The organism is Vibrio sp. ZOR0018 (assembly GCF_963865925.1).
GTDB classification, from domain to species: Bacteria; Pseudomonadota; Gammaproteobacteria; order Enterobacterales; family Vibrionaceae; genus Vibrio; species Vibrio anguillarum.
The window spans coordinates 1-1,515 of the sequence record NZ_CAWMCN010000114.1 but is presented as its reverse complement, the minus strand read 5'-3'; the positions used below and the strand labels follow the sequence as shown (position 1 = coordinate 1,515).

The 1,515-nt window shown below is 40.7% G+C and carries 2 protein-coding genes; both read left to right on the top strand.

The genetic code is table 11. From position 1 onward, the window contains the following. Positions 1-107: 107 nt before the first annotated feature. Positions 108-446, top strand: a complete 339-nt coding sequence (locus AACR75_RS11030; RefSeq protein ID WP_370685859.1) for a hypothetical protein — start codon at positions 108-110, stop codon at positions 444-446. Between the two features lie 242 nt (positions 447-688). Further along, entirely contained in the window at positions 689-1,096 is a 408-nt protein-coding gene (locus AACR75_RS11025; protein WP_047690290.1) for a hypothetical protein, read from the top strand. Positions 1,097-1,515 lie beyond the last annotated feature (419 nt).

Here is a 1,515-nt window from a genome sequence, read left to right as displayed (position 1 = left end):
GTTTGATTCGGCTTTAGTGTTTACGGCACAATGGTTTAGGTTCAGTGGTTGCGTTGCTCACTACTTAACGCGGCGTTATGCTCTAGGAGTAAAAATTGACCGAATTGATGAGAAAAGTCTTTTTAATCAATATAGTGGCCTTTTTGATTGTTTTCGCTTTATCTAATTATGTTCCTCTTTTTGCTACAACGCGGCCTGCTGATTTTTTGTTTTTTGTCGTGATTGTTATTTGGCTTTTAGCAAAGTTAATGTGGGAAGGTGGTATACACAGCAAAACGACACGATTAGATGATCCGGTTACCGATAAAGTATACAAAATGGTAAAGGGACATGATTTTGAAGAAGAGCAAGTTGAGCATTATCGAGCTAACTACCAAACAGGCTTGGTTCTCTTTATTGCAGGTTTACCCGCATTAATTGGTTGTCTAGTTCTGCAGTTTACTTGAGCACAAGCATAACAAACGGCTCAAGAGGGATTGCCAACGCGTGGCGGCTTTAGTTCAAAATTTAAGTTCAGTGTTTACGGTGTGTTTTTTTGAGTTCGGCGGTGCGTTGTCAACCCCTTAGCCGGGCGTTATACGACGTACGGCGTTAAAATTTGTTGCATATCATTTTCTTATGGTTAATATTGGTCGAATCGTTTGTGGGAATATTTTCTGTAACTCTTTAACCCAAACGAGGAAATGGTATGTATGATATCTCTGATTTTTCAATAGCTAATGGTCGCCTGTCTATCAAGGAAGATAGCTATGAGCTTTCCAAAATTAGGAGCGTTAAAGTAGTTAAAAACAAACTGAGTTCGCATCTAGTCAAGGCGTCTGTTATTTCAGCTATAGCTTCAAGCATTTTATGGCTATTCGAGCCATTTGCCACACCTTGGGGATTTGATATCAATGCTGGAGTTGTAGCTCTAGTCATCACATTCCCAGTGGTTTTATTACTCTCTCTTTTTCGCTCAAAGTATCAGCTTCAAGTTGAGTTTGAACATCAAGATGAGGTTGGTTTGCAATGGGTAACGGTAGCAAGTGGTAAGGCTGAGCAAGAACTGACAGCGTTTAAAAAAGTAGAGCAAGACTTGTCGCAAGCTGTTGTATAACAAACAATTTAAGAGTGATTCCCAACGCTTGGCATTTTTCATTCCATCGTTGGGTTTTGTGTTTAGGGTGGTATGGTTTCGTTCCGTGGTAGCGTTGCTCACACCTTAATTGGGCGTTATGCAACTCAGGTAAATTTAGGGATTCAATCTTTTGGGATTTCTCCGGCCATTCGTTTCGAGCTGTCGGCAAATGAGCATTTTCGCCTTCAAATTTGTGACTAACTCAAACCGTAAAACAGGCAAATTTCTTTGTTTGCCTCAATGAAGTTTAGTGTTGGCGCGTTGTGAATTGAGCGGGCGCAAAGTGTGGAAAGGGCAAGTTTATCGAGCATTTTTTACTTGCTGAAGTTTTCGCTCGTTGAGTTTGTCTGATTCAAAAGCTTGGTTTGTTGTTGAAAGGTGGGCTTTGTTTTGGCGGC

What these genes read in the sequence shown, in the direction of transcription:
- AACR75_RS11030 (WP_370685859.1), top strand. Translation starts at nt 108, where the DNA reads ATGAGAAAAGTCTTTTTAATCAATATAGTGGCCTTTTTGATTGTTTTC.
- AACR75_RS11025 (WP_047690290.1), top strand. Translation starts at nt 689, where the DNA reads ATGTATGATATCTCTGATTTTTCAATAGCTAATGGTCGCCTGTCTATC.